We start from the raw sequence: 15,561 nt of genomic DNA, 5'->3' as shown, positions 1-15,561 counted from the left end.
CCGGTTCGACCCCGGTCGGGACCGCCATTTCATATAAAGAAAAGAACGAAACAAGTTGTTTCGTATTTTTTTATTTGTTTTAACAAAAAACTAATAAAGACAGTCAAACTATCCTTAGGACAACTCCTAAGGACTTTTTTATATATTCAAAACCTGTATAATAAAGAGCAGAGAACATTGTGAGTAAAGTAGGTGAAGTCTGTGAGTAAATATGAAGTAACAACAAAATCTTCTGAGGAAACACAAAGGTTATCAGAAAAACTAGGTGAGCTCGTAGAGGCACAAGATGTAATTATTTTAGAAGGAGATCTTGGAGCTGGTAAGACGACTTTTACAAAGGGACTAGCAAAAGGTCTTGGAGTGAAAAGAGTTGTAAATAGTCCTACCTTTAATATCATTAAAGAATATAAAGGTAGGTTACCGCTATATCATATGGACGTGTATCGCTTAGCAGAAAGTGAAGAGGACTTAGGCTTTGATGAATATTTCTACGGTGAAGGAATTACGGTAGTAGAATGGGCTCATTTAATAGAGGCATATTTACCAAATGAAAAGTTACAAATTAGTTTATTCCATGCTGGAGATGACACAAGAAAAATTATACTCGAGCCAATTGGAGATCGCTATATTAGATTATGTGAGGAGCTATTACAAGATGAAAGTACTAGCAATTGATACTTCAAATTACGTAATGGGTGTATCCCTTATTGAGGAAGGAAACGTAATTGGGGAAATCATTACAAATTTAACAAAAAACCATTCTGTACGTCTTATGCCAGCTGTAGAGAAACTGTTAAAAGAGTGTGGCGTAAAACCGAAGGAATTAACTAAAATCGTTGTAGCTGCTGGACCTGGATCCTATACAGGTGTTCGCATAGGCGTGACAGCGGCGAAAACATTAGCTTGGTCACTTCAAATACCAATTGTAGGTGTATCAAGTTTAGAGGTAGTAGCTGCAAACGGTGCTAACTTTAACGGGTTAATTTGTCCTTTATTTGATGGAAGACGTGGGCAAATTTATACTGGGTTATATACATATGAAGGAGAGCAGTTAACTTCAATAGAAGAAGACCGAATTATTCTTATTGTGGACTGGTTGCAAATGTTAAAAGATAAAGGACAGCCTGTTTTATTTATCGGTAACGATGTTAAATTGCATAAAGAAACAATTATAGAACATTTAGGTGATCAAGCTGTATTCGCTCCATTTACTAAAAATAACCCAAGACCAAGTGAGCTAGCATTCTTAGGATTACAAAAAGAAGAACAAGATGTGCATACGTTTGTTCCAAGCTATCTTCGTTTAGCTGAAGCTGAAACAAAGTGGTTAGAAAGTCAAAACAAGTAGGAGCTTGCAGAAGATGGATATGATATTTAGAAAGATGGAGCTTGATGATATTGCTCAAATTGTAGCTATTGAAGAAGCGTCTTTTTCAACTCCTTGGACTGCAGATGCCTTTCACCGTGAATTAACGATGAATGAACATGCACATTATATTGTGTTAGAAAAAGATGGTCGTGTAGTCGGGTATTGTGGATTGTGGATAATTATTGATGAATCACATATAACAAATATAGCTATTTTGCCAGAATACCGAGGTCAAAAGTTAGGAGATGCCCTATTGAAAGCAGTTATTTCTGAAGCGAAAGAACTAGGGGTAAAAACAATGACACTTGAAGTACGTGTATCAAATGAAGTAGCAAAGCAGTTATACAGAAAATACGGATTTCAAAATGGTGGGATTCGTAAACGATACTATGCAGACAATCAGGAAGATGGTCTCGTAATGTGGGTGAATATATAATGGAAAAAAATACGATTATACTTGGTATTGAAACAAGTTGTGATGAAACAGCAGTAGCAGTTGTTAAAAATGGAACGGAAATTATTGCGAATGTCGTTGCATCACAAATTGAAAGTCATAAACGTTTTGGCGGCGTTGTACCAGAGATTGCATCCCGTCATCATGTAGAAGAAATTACAGTTGTGTTAGAAGAAGCTTTAAAGGAAGCAAACATCACATTTGATGATATTGATGCAATTGCTGTAACAGAAGGTCCTGGTTTAGTAGGAGCACTTCTAATTGGAGTAAATGCAGCGAAGGCAGTAGCGTTTGCACATGATATTCCGTTAGTCGGTGTTCATCATATTGCTGGTCATATTTATGCGAACCGTTTAGTAAAAGAAGTTCAATTCCCGTTATTATCACTTGTTGTATCTGGTGGGCATACAGAACTTGTTTATATGAAAGAACATGGTTCATTCGAAGTAATTGGTGAAACACGAGACGATGCAGCTGGAGAAGCATATGATAAAGTAGCTCGTACGTTATCTATGCCATATCCAGGTGGTCCTCATATTGATCGCCTTGCACATGAAGGAGAACCGACAATTGATTTGCCTCGTGCATGGCTAGAACCGGATTCATATGATTTTAGCTTTAGTGGATTGAAATCAGCAGTTATCAACACTGTGCATAACGCAAAACAGCGCGGTATAGAAATTGCGCCAGAAGATTTAGCGGCAAGTTTCCAAGAAAGTGTAATAGATGTACTTGTAACGAAAGCAGCTCGTGCAGCAGAAGCTTATAATGTAAAGCAATTACTTCTTGCTGGTGGAGTAGCTGCTAATAAAGGACTTCGTGCGCGATTAGAAGAGGAATTTGCACAAAAAGAAAACATTGAATTAATTATTCCTCCGCTATCTTTATGCACAGATAATGCAGCGATGATTGCAGCGGCAGGGACAATTGCTTATGAACAAGGTAAGCGTGCAACATTAGCCTTAAATGCAAATCCAGGATTAGATATTGAAGCATAGTTATGCACATAATTAACCACAGGTTGTGGATAAAACCCATATTATCTGTTGATAATGTGGGTTTTATTGTGTATATAAAATGTTGATAACTTTTTTGTTGATTGTGGATAATGTGGAAAAGTTATTTTAAGGTTTATTTTATAAAGGTGGATATGTGTATAAACTTGTGGATAAATAGGATGATGTCAGACCTTTAAATTTGTTCTTTTTCGGGAAATAAAAAGTAAGAAGATATCTCCGAAAAACATTTTGAAACATCCCCCTATTATAGAAGATGCTAATATTGTCAATTTTTGTCGTTAAATCGATATTTTGTGTCGAATTGTTAATATATATAGGGTTACAATAGATATATTTGAAAAATCGTTGGTATATTCTAAGTTACGATTGATATACTCAAAAATTGTTTCTGTATTAAAAGAAAAAAAGATGTCGCATAGTCAAAAATCCTGACTTATGAGACATCTTCCTTATTTAAATATGCTTATACATGCAGCTCTTCCCATTCTGCCATACAAGTTTCAAGTTGTTCTTGTAGCGTTTGCTTTTTAGTTGTAATTTCACTAGCTTTTTCATAATCTGCATATATTTCTGGTAAGCAAAGTTGATCTTCTAGCGTAGCAATTTCTTCTTCTAATTCTAATATACTTTGTTCTAGCTCTTCAATTTTTCTAGTGCGTTGACGCTCTAGTTTTTTACGCTCTTTTTCTTCTAAATAATTTAATTTCTCTTGTGCAACCACTTTTTGAACAGGAATGTCACTTTCTTGCTGTTCAAGTTCTGCACGTTCAATCATTTCATTTTTCTTTTCAACGTAGTAATCGTAATCCCCTAAATATTCCTGTGCACCTTCTGTTGATAGCTCAACCACAGTCGTTGTTACACGGTTAATAAAGTAGCGGTCATGTGAGACGAATAGAAGAGTCCCTGGGTAATCAATTAAAGCATTCTCCAAAATCTCTTTACTATTTAAATCAAGGTGGTTCGTAGGCTCATCTAGAATTAACAAATTCGACTTTTGCATCATAAGTTTTGCAAGAGCTAATCGAGCTTTTTGTCCACCACTAAGAGAAGATACTGGTTTCAGTACATCATCTCCTGTGAATAAAAAATTCCCGAGTATAGTACGGATTTCTTTTTCAGGTTGCAGTGGATATTCATCCCATAATTCATTTAAAACCCGTTTAGAAGATGTTAAGTTTGCTTGTTCTTGATCATAATAACCAACAGATACATTTGATCCGAAAGAAACATCACCATTTAATAGTGGTAACTTATTCACAATAGACTTTAACAATGTGGATTTCCCAATTCCGTTTGGACCAACTAAAGCAACACTATCTCCGCGAGTTAAGCGCATAGTTACATGTTCAATTATAGGGTTCTCATCATAGCCGATGGTTGCATCATTTACTTGTAAAACATCATTTCCACTTTGCTTTTCAATATCGAAGTGGAATGATGCTGACTTAGAATCCCCTAATGGTCTCGTTAATAATTCCATTCTGTCTAGTTGTTTACGACGACTTTGAGCACGTTTCGTTGTAGAAGCGCGAGCTATATTCTTTTGAACGAAGTCCTCAAGTTTTGCGATTTCATCTTGTTGTTTTTCGTAACGTTTCATTTCTTGCTCATATAATGCTGATTTTAAGTCTAAATATTTACTGTAGTTACCAACAAATCGTCTGCTTTCTTTATTCGAAATTTCATATACTTGTGTAACGAGTTTGTCTAAGAAATAACGGTCATGTGAAACGATTAATATTGCGCCAGGATAACCTTGTAAATATTGCTCAAGCCACGTTAATGTTTCGATGTCTAAATGGTTTGTAGGCTCGTCCAAAATAAGTAAGTCTGGTTTTGTTAATAATAATTTCCCGAGAGCTAATCTTGTTTTTTGCCCGCCGCTTAAAGTAGAGATCGTCGTCTGGTGCGTTTCAACTGGGAAGCCAAGGCCGCTTAAAATGGAGCGAATATCCGCTTCATATTGATATCCACCTTGATCTTTATAATTGAGTTGCAATTGGTCATAATCAGCTAACAATCTTTCATATGTAGCTTCGTTTGAAAAGTTTTCTTCTTTTCCCATTTCTTGCTCAAGCCTTCGAAGTTTTGCCTCCATTTGCTGTAAGTGAGTAAAGACGGTTAGCATTTCATCCCAAATTGTTAAAGACGTTTCTAGTCCAGTATTTTGAGCTAAATATCCGATTGAGACATCTTTCGGTTTTATAATTTCGCCACCATCATGAGATAATTCACCAGCGATAATTTTTAATAATGTAGATTTGCCTGCTCCATTCCTTCCAACTAATGCGATACGATCTTTTGTTTGTACTTCCAATTTTATGTTTGCAAGAATCGTTTCTGCACCGTATAATTTCGAAAGCGCGTTTACTTGTAATAAAATCAATGTTTTCACCTCAAATAATTTCTTAACTTTGCCATGTTTATATTTCTCAATCATACTAAAAATAGTGTATAGTTTAAAATAAAGAGAGAATACTTCTTCTCTTTATTATACAAGGAATTTAATGAGTGCTAAACTTCTGTATTTGATTAAAGTATATGAATAAAGATAGGAAGAGAGGAGAGGTCATATGGATCAGCAAAAGATTCCACAAGCCACTGCTAAAAGATTGCCTCTATACTATCGATTTATCCAAAACTTATCTCTTTCTGGTAAGCAGCGTGTTTCATCGGCCGAATTGAGTGAGGCAGTAAAAGTAGATTCCGCAACAATACGAAGAGATTTTTCGTATTTTGGAGCGTTAGGGAAAAAGGGATATGGATATAACGTGAATTATTTATTATCATTTTTCCGCGAAACACTTGATCAAGATGATATAACACGTGTAGCACTTATTGGAGTAGGTAATTTAGGGACCGCTTTCTTACATTATAATTTCACGAAAAACAATAATACAAAAATTGAAATGGCATTTGATGTTAGTGAAGAGAAAGTTGGAACAGAAATCGGGGGCATTCCTGTATATCATTTAGATGAATTAGAAGAGAGATTATCAAATGATATACAAGTGGCAATATTAACAGTACCGGCTACAGTAGCACAAGCTGTAGCAGATAGATTAGCTGAAACGAGCGTGCATGGTATTTTGAATTTCACACCAGCGCGATTAAACGTATCAGAGAATATTAGAATTCATCATATTGACTTAGCTGTAGAGTTACAAACATTAGTTTACTTTTTGAAAAACTATCCACAATAAAACGCAGAGGAAGCGACCTCTGCGTTTTATTATTGTTTCTTCTTTGTGAATTTAATTAATATAAGGCGAAGTGCCAAATTAAAATCAATTGTTGCCATAACTGCAAATAGTATTGTCCACATATTCCAGATTGTATCTGTCACGTTCGTAATGGCGAAGCGTGTAAAGATACATCCAAGAAGGAAGTATAGTGCAGCCATGAACAATGGTGAGTTTCTCATACAAAAAATCCTCCGATAAAGCCTTGCATTTTTTCAGCTTCTTTAATCATTTCTTGAATTTGTTCATTGCTCATAAAAATTTGCCCAATAGCGACCAATGTATTCATCGCAACATGAGCTGCAATCGGAACGATAATCCGTTTCGTCTTCACATATAAGAAGGCGAATACGAGCCCCATAGCAGTGTATACCAATAAATGAGTAAAATCAAAATGAATTGCTGCAAATACAAGCGAACTAATGATAGCTGCGATAAAGAAGTTAAACTTCTTATAAAGCGTGCCGAATAGAATTTTTCTAAATACGATTTCTTCTAAGATAGGTCCAATTATAGATACAACAATAAGGAACCAAGGTATCGTTCTTGCGATGTCCATCAGTCTGTCTGTATTCTCAGATCCACGTGGAACCCCAAATACATACATTTCAATCATACCTGCAATGGATTGTGAGATGATTGCTAAGAAGAACCCGATGAAAATCCATCCAATAGTAGCTGGGACAGAAGAGCGCATTGGATCTAAATGCCTGTCACGAATATCTGTTCTAAGTAACCAAAGTACGATACATAATGCAACAAAGAAGCTAATAATTGCCCAGTGTCCCGTTATGATTTGTCCTTTTTCCTCAATGGTAAATCCTCTATTATCGTAGAGTCCTGTTTTTAGGAGAAGTGGTAATCCAACAACGCCGGATAACTGCATTAAAATGTATGTAACGATAATCCACCAGTATTGTTTCTTCAAATGGTTTAACCATCCTTTCTAACTATAGTGTATGAGATAAGTTAGGATAACATGTAAATATGCTACCTACGATATAAACCTCACTTGAATTATGTTTTTTTCGCAAATCCTTATTTGAAATTATAATAGAAGACAGGAGAAAGTTGTGTGTGTAGCGAAAACAACTTAGGGTGTCCTTTCATATTGTAACATACGAGCAGTGGAAACAACGATTCATATAGTAAAGGCAGTATTCTATATAGAAAGTTTATATAGTGATTTGCGAAAAAATTATGATTTTTTTACTTGCAAAAGAAATTGAGATTATTTATTATTATAAGTGTGTTAGCACTCGGATGACTTGAGTGCTAATAAAAGAAATTTACATAACAAAATGAGGAGGTTATTGTTCATGCTAAAGCCATTAGGTGATCGCGTTGTAATTGAGCTTGTTCAAGCAGAAGAAAAAACAGCAAGTGGTATCGTATTACCAGATACTGCAAAAGAAAAACCACAAGAGGGTAAAGTTGTTGCAGTAGGTACTGGTCGAGTGCTTGAGAATGGTGAGCGTGTTGCTTTAGAGGTAGCAGCAGGTGATCTTATCATCTTCTCAAAATATGCAGGTACTGAAGTGAAATATGAAGGTACAGACTACTTGATTTTACGTGAAAGTGACATTTTAGCAGTTATCGGTTAATTATATAAATCTTAAAAAATCCAAGGGGGTCAATTATTATGGCAAAAGATATTAAATTTAGTGAAGAAGCACGTCGTTCGATGCTTCGCGGTGTCGACACTCTTGCAAATGCAGTAAAAGTAACGCTTGGACCAAAAGGTCGTAACGTTGTACTTGAGAAAAAATTTGGTTCACCACTTATTACAAATGATGGTGTAACAATCGCAAAAGAAATCGAATTAGAAGATGCATTCGAAAACATGGGTGCGAAATTAGTAGCAGAAGTTGCTAGCAAAACAAATGACGTAGCTGGTGACGGAACAACAACTGCAACTGTATTAGCGCAAGCTATGATTCGTGAAGGTCTTAAAAACGTAACAGCTGGTGCGAACCCAATGGGTCTTCGTAAAGGTATCGAAAAAGCTGTTACTGCTGCAATTGAAGAATTAAAAACGATTTCTAAACCAATCGAAGGTAAATCTTCTATCGCACAAGTAGCTGCTATTTCTGCTGCTGACGAAGAAGTAGGTCAATTAATCGCTGAAGCAATGGAGCGCGTTGGTAACGACGGCGTTATTACTTTAGAAGAATCTAAAGGCTTCACAACAGAATTAGACGTAGTAGAAGGTATGCAATTTGATCGTGGATATGCATCTCCTTACATGATTACTGATTCTGACAAAATGGAAGCAGTTCTTGATAACCCATACATCTTAATCACTGATAAAAAGATTTCTAACATTCAAGAAATCTTACCAGTATTAGAGCAAGTGGTACAACAAGGTAAACCACTTCTTATCATTGCTGAAGATGTAGAAGGCGAAGCGTTAGCTACATTAGTAGTGAACAAACTTCGTGGTACATTCAATGTAGTAGCTGTTAAAGCTCCTGGATTTGGTGACCGTCGTAAAGCAATGCTAGAAGATATCGCGATCTTAACTGGTGGCGAAGTAATCACTGAAGAATTAGGCCGTGACTTAAAATCTGCTACAGTTGAATCTTTAGGACGCGCTGGTAAAGTTGTTGTAACGAAAGAAAACACAACTGTAGTTGAAGGTGTAGGAAGCACAGAACAAATCGAAGCTCGCATCGGTCAAATCCGTGCGCAATTAGAAGAAACAACTTCTGAATTCGATCGTGAAAAATTACAAGAGCGTCTTGCAAAACTTGCAGGTGGCGTAGCGGTAATTAAAGTAGGTGCAGCAACTGAAACTGAGTTGAAAGAACGCAAACTTCGCATTGAAGATGCACTTAACTCAACTCGTGCAGCAGTAGAAGAAGGTATCGTTGCAGGTGGTGGTACTTCACTTATGAACGTATACACAAAAGTAGCTTCTATCGTAGCTGAAGGCGACGAAGCAACAGGTATCAACATCGTACTTCGCGCACTAGAAGAGCCAGTTCGTCAAATCGCAATCAACGCTGGTCTAGAAGGATCTGTAGTTGTAGAGCGTCTAAAAGGCGAAAAAGTAGGCGTTGGTTTCAACGCAGCTACTGGCGAATGGGTTAACATGCTTGAGTCTGGTATCGTAGATCCAGCTAAAGTAACTCGTTCTGCACTTCAAAACGCAGCATCTGTTGCAGCTATGTTCTTAACAACTGAAGCTGTAGTAGCTGACAAGCCAGAACCAAATGCACCAGCAATGCCTGACATGGGCGGCATGGGCATGGGCGGTATGGGCGGAATGATGTAATTCCGTTTGCCCTAAAAAACATCCATTTCTATATAGAAATGGATGTTTTTTTATGTTTTTTAGAAAAGGAAATGAATTTCTGTAGAATTTTGTCGCTTTCTCTCTTGACCATATTGATATTTCATTGTTAGAATCTAGGAAGATAATATAAAACGATCCTTCATATATCCTCAATGATATGGTTTGAGAGTCTCTACCGGGTTACCGCAAACAACCTGACTATGAAGGCAGTGTGTCTTATATTTATAAAGAGCGGAGACTATCTTTCTTTATAAAGCCAGACCCCTGCCTTTTCTTTGTTATGAGACTAGAGGCGGAGGACTGGCTTTTTTTATTATATTGGTAATGCTTTTCGCCAAATTGGTGAAAATATTTATATACGAGAACTAACGTTGGGGTGATTATTTTGAAGAAACAACACGATACAATTATCGTTTTAGATTTTGGAAGTCAATACAATCAGTTAATAGCACGTCGAATTCGTGAGTTCGGTGTATACAGTGAACTTCATCCACATACAATTACTGCAGAAGAAATTAAAGCAATGAATCCAAAAGGGATTATTTTCTCTGGTGGACCAAATAGCGTATACGGTGAAGGTGCATTACATTGTGATGAAAAAATCTTTGAACTAGGTTTACCAATCTTCGGTATTTGTTACGGTATGCAGCTTATGACGCAACACTTCGGTGGTAAAGTAGAGCGTGCAAATCACCGTGAGTACGGAAAGGCTGTTCTTAAAGTAGAGAACGAATCAAAATTATATGCGAACCTTCCAGAAGAGCAAGTTGTATGGATGAGCCATGGTGACTTAGTAACTGGTTTACCTGAAGGATTCGTAGTAGACGCAACAAGTGAGTCTTGCCCAATTGCTGGTATGAGCAATGAAGCGAAAAACTTATACGGTGTACAATTCCACCCAGAAGTACGTCACTCTGAGCACGGTAACGATTTAATTAAAAACTTCGTATTCGGCGTATGTGGTTGTTCTGAAGGATGGAACATGGAGAACTTTATCGAAGTAGAATTAGAAAAAATTCGTGAAACTGTTGGAGACAAAAAAGTACTATGCGCACTTAGTGGCGGTGTAGACTCTTCTGTTGTAGCAGTATTAATTCATAAAGCAATCGGCGATCAATTAACTTGTATTTTCGTTGACCACGGCTTACTGCGTAAAGGCGAAGCAGAAGGCGTTATGAAAACATTTAGCGAAGGCTTCCACATGAACGTTATTAAAGTGGATGCAAAAGAACGCTTCATGAACAAGTTAAAAGGTGTAGAAGATCCAGAACAAAAACGTAAAATCATCGGTAACGAATTCATTTACGTATTTGATGATGAAGCGTCTAAATTACAAGGTATGGACTTTTTAGCACAAGGTACACTTTACACAGACATCGTTGAAAGTGGTACAGCAACTGCACAAACAATTAAATCTCACCACAACGTTGGTGGACTTCCAGAAGACATGCAGTTCAAATTAATTGAGCCTTTAAACACGTTATTTAAAGACGAAGTACGTGTATTAGGATCTGAACTAGGAATTCCTGATGAAATCGTATGGCGTCAACCATTCCCAGGACCGGGTCTTGGTATTCGTGTATTAGGTGAAATTACAGAAGAGAAATTAGAAATCGTTCGTGAATCTGATGCGATTTTACGTGAAGAAATTATTAAAGCGGGCTTAGACCGTGAAATCTGGCAATACTTCACTGCACTTCCTGGTATGCGTAGCGTAGGTGTTATGGGTGACGAGCGTACTTACGATTACACAGTAGGTATCCGTGCAGTAACATCTATCGACGGTATGACAGCTGACTGGGCACGTATCCCTTGGGACGTATTAGAGAAAATCTCTGTACGTATCGTAAACGAAGTAAAACACGTTAACCGTATCGTGTATGATGTAACGAGTAAGCCACCAGCAACTATTGAGTGGGAATAGTATTTATAAAAAGGTCCATCTATTGCTTATGCATAGATGGATCTTTTTTATTTTGGCATTAATACGAACGAAAATATAAAAGTTTATGAAAATGTTCGTTTTTAAATTGACAAAACTACTTCGTCGAGTTAATATGATTATGTAATTCAAACGAAAAGTGAATATTATAGCCGTCGTATAATATCGGGGATATGGCCCGAAAGTTTCTACCTAGCTACCGTAAATGGCTTGACTACGAGGCGTTTGTATAAAGATGAGGGGAAACTTGTCTTTGTTTATAGAACGCTTCCATGTATATATGCAATGGGAGCCTTTTTTATTTCTCGGGATAAAAGAGGGCTAGGGTGAAATACGGCGAGTAATCATATAACGGGGGAAACATAGGATGAAACGCTATTTTCAGTTTGATGAGCTCGGTACGAATTATAAGACTGAGTTCATAGCAGGGTTAACGACATTTCTATCTATGGCTTACGTACTATTTGTCAATCCTGCTACGCTGTCGCTTGGAAATGTTAAAGGGTTACCAGCAGGTACAGGGATGGATCCAGGTGCAGTATTCGTTGCTACGGCATTAGCGGCAGCGATCGGTTCGTTAATTATGGGTATTTTCGCGAAGTATCCAATTGCTTTAGCGCCAGGTATGGGAATTAACGCGTTCTTTGCTTATACAGCAGTGTTAACGATGGGTATTCCGTGGCAAACGGCCATTGCCGGAACATTAATGTCAGGTATTATCTTTATTATTCTTACTGCTTCAGGTATTCGTGAAAAAATCATTAATGCAATTCCATCGGAGTTAAAGTTTGCAGTAGCAGCAGGTATTGGATTGTTCATTGCTTTCCTTGGATTCCAAAATGCCGGAATTATCGTGGAAAATGATGCGGTTCTTGTTGGGTTGGGGGACTTAACAAAGGGCACAACGTTACTAGCAATCTTCGGGGTTGTTACTACGATCATCTTCATGATTAAGAAAGTTAATGGTGCAGTATTCTACGGTATGATTCTTACAGCGATCTTAGGAGTTGCAACAGGATTAATTGATACTCCGAAAGCTGTGGTGGGAGCAATACCGAGTCTAGAACCAACGTTCGGCGTGGCGTTAACGCACTTCGGAGATATTTTCACAGTTCAAATGGGGATTGTTATTATAACGTTCTTCTTTATCGATTTCTTTGATACAGCAGGTACGCTTGTAGCGGTTGCAAATCAAGCAGGATTAATGAAGAACAATAAATTACCACGTGCAGGAAAAGCGTTATTTGCAGATGCGATTGCAACTGTAATTGGTGCGATTTTAGGTACATCAACAACAACGTCTTACATTGAATCGTCTGCAGGGGTAGCAGCAGGAGGACGTTCTGGATTTACAGCAGTTGTAACAGCAGGATTCTTCTTACTGGCACTATTCTTCTCGCCATTACTAAGTGTTGTAACGCCAGCTGTAACGGCACCGGCTTTAATTATTGTAGGAATCTTGATGGTTTCTTCCTTAGGGGAAATTGATTGGAAGAAATTCGAGATTGCAGTACCAGCATTCTTTACAATTATCTCTATGCCACTTACGTATAGTATCGCAACTGGGATTGCGATTGGATTTATCTTCTATCCAATTACAATGGTTGTGAGTGGTCGTCGTAAAGAGGTTCATCCAATTATGTATGTTATGGGAGTTTTATTCGTACTATATTTCATCTATGTTCGTAAATAAAAGGGGTTTTTAAAGGTCTAGACTTAAGGGGAGTCTAGACCTTTTTTGCGTCTTCAGAAAATCTTAAGGATTTCCGAGCGTTTTTCTTCAGAAGTTTTCCTATAATAGAAGTTAGGGATTAAAAAAGTGATGGGGGAGATATTGTGGCACACGAAACAATACTTGTCGTAGATGATGAAAAAGAAATTCGGAATTTAATTACAATCTATTTAAAGAATGAAGGATATAAAGTATTACAAGCAGGAGACGGAGAAGAAGGATTACGTCTATTGGAAGAAAATGAAGTACATCTAGTCGTATTAGATATTATGATGCCGAAAGTGGATGGTATTCATATGTGTATGAAGGTAAGGGAAGCGAAAGAAATGCCTATTATTATGCTTTCTGCGAAAACGCAAGATATGGATAAGATTTTAGGGTTAACAACGGGTGCAGATGATTATGTAACGAAACCATTTAATCCATTAGAGTTAATTGCACGAATTAAATCTCAGTTACGCCGTTATATGAAAATGAATGGTTTCGCTGTCCAAAATGAGGACGAGTTAGAAATTGGGGAGATGAAAATCAACATCTCGACCCATAAAGTTGTTGTAGAGGGAGAAGAAGTGAAACTAACTCCGAGGGAATTTTCAATTTTAGAATTGCTAGCTAGAAATCCAGGTATGGTGTTTAGTGCGGAGCAAATTTATGAAAAGGTGTGGAACGAACGATCTTTCCAGTCTGATAATACTGTAATGGTGCACATTCGGAAAGTGCGTGAAAAGATTGAGGAGAATCCAAGGAAACCTAGATATATAAAAACAGTATGGGGAGTGGGGTATAAGATTGAAAAAGATATTTAATCCGTTTACTTATATAAGGAAAATAAGAGAATTAATTGAGAAATTAGTAAAGAGCGTACGAAAGAGTATAAGGATTCAATTGATTACTACTTTTGCTGCTTGTGCGTTATTAGGAGTTTTGTCAGCGAAGGGAGCTGCGCCATTTTTTGAGAATGCGAATCGTCAAGCAACTATCGATTATCGGGCTGGTATGGAACAAATTAATCACCAAGCTCAAGGAGCGGCAAATAGTTCGGTTCATGAAAATAAATTAGAAGCTATATCAAATATGATCGAAATGGAGAACCAAAATTTAGAGCAAGGGTCTAGAGCTTTAAAGATATTGGTTACTGATGAAAGTGGTAAAGTTTTATATAAAACAAAGCAAGCGCAAGAAGAGCAAATCGATTTGCATAATACGATTCGTAATGCAGCATCATTTGCGATTAATTATACAGATGGTAGAAATGTATTTGAAAGTACAAGAAAAGAGTTTATATCTTTTTCACCTATTACTATTGAAGGAAAGAATTTGTACATGTTTGTTAGCGGAATTCCAGAGGGAGAGGTAATGTATGATACGAAAGAAGGGCCATTCCCGTTTTTAATTGGTGTTCTTGTATTCATTTTCTCTTTCTTCTATATAACAAAGAGAAAGATGAAGCAGATTGAAGCAATGGCGCAAGGTGTAAAGGAAATAGAAAGAGGCAACTTAGCGTACCGCATTGAGAAAAAAGGTGAAGATGAGATTGCAGCTTTAACTGAGAATATTAATAATATGGCAGAAGAGCTTATGAATAATATAGAAAAGGAACGTAAATTAGAGAAGCAAAAGAATGAGCTTATTACGAATGTATCTCACGATTTACGCACACCGCTGACTTCTATTATGGGCTACTTACGATTACTTCGAGATTCTAAATATGAAAATAAAGAACAACACGATGAGTATACGAGAATTGCTTTTGCAAAGTCGGAGCAGTTAAAAAATTTAATAGAAGATTTATTTGAGTATACGAAGTTAACAAATGAACAAGTTGTATTAGAAAAACAGGAAGTTTGTATGAATGAGCTACTCGAGCAATTAATAGAAGAGTTAGTACCGCAGGCGGAAGAACATGGACTTACGTTTGTTAAGAAGTTTCCTGAGGAACGTGCTTATGCATCGATTGATTCGGAAAAGATGGTTCGTGTATTTGATAATTTACTAATGAATGCGATTAAGTATAGTAAAGATGATGGAGAGATAAAAGTTTCTCTTCAAAGGCAGCGTAGGGATATACAAATTGTAATTGCGAATCATAGTGAAGAGTTTACGAGAGAAGAGTTAGCGAATTTGTTTGAACGTTTCTATAAGAAGGATCAATCTAGAAGTAGAGTAACGGAAGGCTCGGGACTCGGTTTAGCGATTGCGAAAAGTATTGTTGAGTTACAAGGTGGTAGTATTCGAGCGGAATATAGGGAAGGTACTATTCAATTTATCGTTTCGTTACCAACTATAGAAAAATAATAAATGAATAGAATGATATGTGATAAAAAAGGCTTATTTTAAAAGAAATAAGCCTTTTTATATTTTTTATAAAAACATATTGACGATTAGAGCTTAGAGGTGTAATATAGAACAAGTCGCCGATGACAATAGCGTCGCAAGCGACAAACGAAATAAAAAACTTAGTTGACATTAACTAACGAAGATGTTAACATAAGGAAGTCGCAA

The 15,561-nt window shown here is 36.9% G+C and carries 14 protein-coding genes and 2 riboswitches; of the genes, 11 read left to right on the top strand and 3 right to left on the bottom strand.

Translation table 11 applies throughout. The features are described 5' to 3' along the window. The first annotated feature begins 201 nt into the window (after positions 1-201). The 4 genes from tsaE to tsaD are packed head-to-tail and all read left to right on the top strand — an operon-like array spanning position 202 to position 2,821. A complete protein-coding gene (gene tsaE, locus HMPREF2590_RS26105) occupies positions 202-675 on the top strand; it encodes a tRNA (adenosine(37)-N6)-threonylcarbamoyltransferase complex ATPase subunit type 1 TsaE (RefSeq protein WP_000049642.1) in 474 nt (157 codons plus the stop codon). Then, the gene (tsaB, locus tag HMPREF2590_RS26100; RefSeq protein ID WP_000865753.1) at positions 656-1,348 is read left to right on the top strand and encodes a tRNA (adenosine(37)-N6)-threonylcarbamoyltransferase complex dimerization subunit type 1 TsaB; all 693 of its coding nucleotides are present in this window, start codon (positions 656-658) and stop codon (positions 1,346-1,348) included. Before tsaE ends, tsaB begins: the two co-directional genes overlap by 20 nt. 13 nt (positions 1,349-1,361) lie before the next feature. After that, positions 1,362-1,805, top strand: coding sequence for a ribosomal protein S18-alanine N-acetyltransferase (gene rimI / locus HMPREF2590_RS26095; RefSeq protein ID WP_000367190.1), 444 nt, complete (start codon positions 1,362-1,364; stop codon positions 1,803-1,805). Then, positions 1,805-2,821 (top strand): tRNA (adenosine(37)-N6)-threonylcarbamoyltransferase complex transferase subunit TsaD, encoded by a 1,017-nt coding sequence (tsaD, locus tag HMPREF2590_RS26090; RefSeq protein ID WP_000414585.1) that lies wholly within the window; start codon positions 1,805-1,807, stop codon positions 2,819-2,821. The genes rimI and tsaD overlap by 1 nt, the downstream gene beginning before the upstream one ends. Before the next feature lie 484 nt (positions 2,822-3,305). Here the strand turns inward: tsaD and HMPREF2590_RS26085 are convergent, their stop codons facing one another. Further along, positions 3,306-5,231 carry an ABC-F family ATP-binding cassette domain-containing protein gene (locus HMPREF2590_RS26085; RefSeq protein ID WP_210738597.1) on the bottom strand — a complete coding sequence of 642 codons (1,926 nt, stop codon included), beginning with the start codon at positions 5,229-5,231 and terminating at the stop codon, positions 3,306-3,308. 187 nt (positions 5,232-5,418) lie between these two features. Here HMPREF2590_RS26085 and HMPREF2590_RS26080 point away from each other — a divergent pair, with 187 nt between their 5' ends. Continuing rightward, complete coding sequence (locus HMPREF2590_RS26080) at positions 5,419-6,048, top strand: redox-sensing transcriptional repressor Rex (RefSeq protein ID WP_000372699.1); 630 nt, start codon at positions 5,419-5,421, stop codon at positions 6,046-6,048. A 29-nt stretch (positions 6,049-6,077) separates the two neighbouring features. On the opposite strand, the gene HMPREF2590_RS26075 is transcribed toward HMPREF2590_RS26080, so the two are convergent. Beyond that, entirely contained in the window at positions 6,078-6,269 is a 192-nt protein-coding gene (locus tag HMPREF2590_RS26075) for a YdiK family protein (protein WP_001246200.1), read from the bottom strand. After that, positions 6,266-7,015: a CPBP family intramembrane glutamic endopeptidase gene (locus tag HMPREF2590_RS26070; protein WP_000745328.1), complete on the bottom strand. Its 750-nt coding sequence runs from the start codon at positions 7,013-7,015 to the stop codon at positions 6,266-6,268. Before HMPREF2590_RS26070 ends, HMPREF2590_RS26075 begins: the two co-directional genes overlap by 4 nt. A 391-nt stretch (positions 7,016-7,406) precedes the next feature. Here HMPREF2590_RS26070 and groES point away from each other — a divergent pair, with 391 nt between their 5' ends. The 6 genes from groES (at position 7,407) to ampS (ending at position 15,354) form a co-directional block, all read left to right on the top strand. After that, positions 7,407-7,691, top strand: coding sequence for a co-chaperone GroES (gene groES, locus HMPREF2590_RS26065; protein WP_000917311.1), 285 nt, complete (start codon positions 7,407-7,409; stop codon positions 7,689-7,691). Between the two features lie 38 nt (positions 7,692-7,729). Beyond that, positions 7,730-9,364 carry a chaperonin GroEL gene (gene groL / locus HMPREF2590_RS26060; protein WP_001029993.1) on the top strand — a complete coding sequence of 545 codons (1,635 nt, stop codon included), beginning with the start codon at positions 7,730-7,732 and terminating at the stop codon, positions 9,362-9,364. A gap of 140 nt (positions 9,365-9,504) precedes the next feature. Next, positions 9,505-9,606, top strand: a riboswitch (purine riboswitch). 164 nt (positions 9,607-9,770) lie between these two features. Beyond that, the gene (gene guaA / locus HMPREF2590_RS26055) at positions 9,771-11,309 is read left to right on the top strand and encodes a glutamine-hydrolyzing GMP synthase (RefSeq protein ID WP_000743906.1); all 1,539 of its coding nucleotides are present in this window, start codon (positions 9,771-9,773) and stop codon (positions 11,307-11,309) included. 153 nt (positions 11,310-11,462) lie between these two features. Next, positions 11,463-11,564, top strand: a riboswitch (purine riboswitch). A 130-nt stretch (positions 11,565-11,694) separates the two neighbouring features. Next, a complete protein-coding gene (locus tag HMPREF2590_RS26050; RefSeq protein WP_050821493.1) occupies positions 11,695-13,020 on the top strand; it encodes an NCS2 family permease in 1,326 nt (441 codons plus the stop codon). Between the two features lie 143 nt (positions 13,021-13,163). After that, on the top strand, positions 13,164-13,865 hold the full coding sequence (locus tag HMPREF2590_RS26045; protein WP_000929887.1) for a response regulator transcription factor: 702 nt from the start codon (positions 13,164-13,166) through the stop codon (positions 13,863-13,865). Further along, complete coding sequence (gene ampS, locus HMPREF2590_RS26040; RefSeq protein WP_000719212.1) at positions 13,849-15,354, top strand: aminopeptidase AmpS; 1,506 nt, start codon at positions 13,849-13,851, stop codon at positions 15,352-15,354. Before HMPREF2590_RS26045 ends, ampS begins: the two co-directional genes overlap by 17 nt. Positions 15,355-15,561: the final 207 nt, after the last annotated feature.

Source organism: Bacillus sp. HMSC036E02 (genome assembly GCF_001836235.1).
GTDB classification, from domain to species: domain Bacteria; phylum Bacillota; class Bacilli; order Bacillales; family Bacillaceae_G; genus Bacillus_A; species Bacillus_A cereus.
Note: the sequence above shows the minus strand (reverse complement) of the source record. Positions and strands in the feature narration are given on the sequence as shown.

What these genes read in the sequence shown, in the direction of transcription:
- tsaB (WP_000865753.1), top strand. Translation starts at nt 656, where the DNA reads ATGAAAGTACTAGCAATTGATACTTCAAATTACGTAATGGGTGTATCC.
- rimI (WP_000367190.1), top strand. Translation starts at nt 1,362, where the DNA reads ATGGATATGATATTTAGAAAGATGGAGCTTGATGATATTGCTCAAATT.
- tsaD (WP_000414585.1), top strand. Translation starts at nt 1,805, where the DNA reads ATGGAAAAAAATACGATTATACTTGGTATTGAAACAAGTTGTGATGAA.
- HMPREF2590_RS26080 (WP_000372699.1), top strand. Translation starts at nt 5,419, where the DNA reads ATGGATCAGCAAAAGATTCCACAAGCCACTGCTAAAAGATTGCCTCTA.
- HMPREF2590_RS26075 (WP_001246200.1), bottom strand. Translation starts at nt 6,269, where the DNA reads ATGAGAAACTCACCATTGTTCATGGCTGCACTATACTTCCTTCTTGGA.
- groES (WP_000917311.1), top strand. Translation starts at nt 7,407, where the DNA reads ATGCTAAAGCCATTAGGTGATCGCGTTGTAATTGAGCTTGTTCAAGCA.
- groL (WP_001029993.1), top strand. Translation starts at nt 7,730, where the DNA reads ATGGCAAAAGATATTAAATTTAGTGAAGAAGCACGTCGTTCGATGCTT.
- HMPREF2590_RS26050 (WP_050821493.1), top strand. Translation starts at nt 11,695, where the DNA reads ATGAAACGCTATTTTCAGTTTGATGAGCTCGGTACGAATTATAAGACT.